Raw genomic sequence first — 919 nt, forward strand, 5'->3', positions numbered from 1 at the left:
TTTTCCTATACGGCGGCCTTTTCAGTTGCTGCAGCTATGGGAGGCGCCAGTGAGACGACTTCTGTCGACTTGGCCAAACGATCGAGAGAGCTATCAGAAGCTCATTTTCAGGCAAATGGACTCAGCACGGACAATCATCGTTTTATCGTTATGGATGTCTTTGAATATTTCAAGTATGCCAAGCGAAAAGGATTGACCTATGATGTGATTATTCTAGATCCGCCGAGCTTTGCTCGTAATAAAAAACAAACATTCTCTGTAGCTAAGGACTATCACAAGTTGATTTCCCAGAGCCTAGAGATTTTAAATCCGGGAGGCGTTATCATTGCCAGTACCAATGCTGCCAATGTTTCCCGCCAGAAATTTACAGAACAAATTGATAAAGGCTTTGCAGGAAGAAGCTATCAGATTTTAAACCAATACGGTCTTCCAGCGGATTTCGCCTATAATAAAAAAGATGAAAGTAGTAATTACCTCAAGGTGATTAGTATGAAGGTTAGTAAATGAAATTAATCGTTTCAGTAATGCCAAGAAGTTTAGAAGAAGCGCAAGAACTGGATGCCACTAGGTATGAAGATGCCGATATCATTGAGTGGCGTGCGGACTTTCTTACAAAGGATGCTATTTTACAGGTAGCACCCGCTATCTTTGAGAAATTTGCAGGACGCGAACTTGTCTTTACCATTCGGACTCGCGCTGAGGGAGGAGAAATCGAGCTTTCCTCAGAAGAGTATGTTCAAATTATCAAGGAAGTTACTCAACTCTATCAGCCGGATTATGTAGATTTTGAGTATTTCAGTTACAAGGATGTATTTGAGGAGATGTTGGATTTTCCAAATCTTGTTTTGAGCTATCATAATTTCCAGGAAACACCTGAAAATATGATGGAAATCTTGTCAGAGTTGACGAGCCTAAATCC

The 919-nt window shown here is 40.8% G+C and carries 1 protein-coding gene and 1 pseudogene; both read left to right on the top strand.

Going from position 1 to position 919, the window contains the following annotated elements; translation table 11 throughout:
- Positions 1 to 507: class I SAM-dependent methyltransferase (locus SORDD16_RS11580; protein WP_241733952.1), on the top strand; the 507-nt coding region annotated here is incomplete at its 5' end.
- Between the two features lie 47 nt (positions 508 to 554).
- Positions 555 to 919 (top strand): annotated as a pseudogene (locus SORDD16_RS11585) (type I 3-dehydroquinate dehydratase); the annotation flags it as partial.

This window comes from Streptococcus oralis, assembly GCF_001578945.1.
Lineage (GTDB): Bacteria > Bacillota > Bacilli > Lactobacillales > Streptococcaceae > Streptococcus > Streptococcus oralis_Q.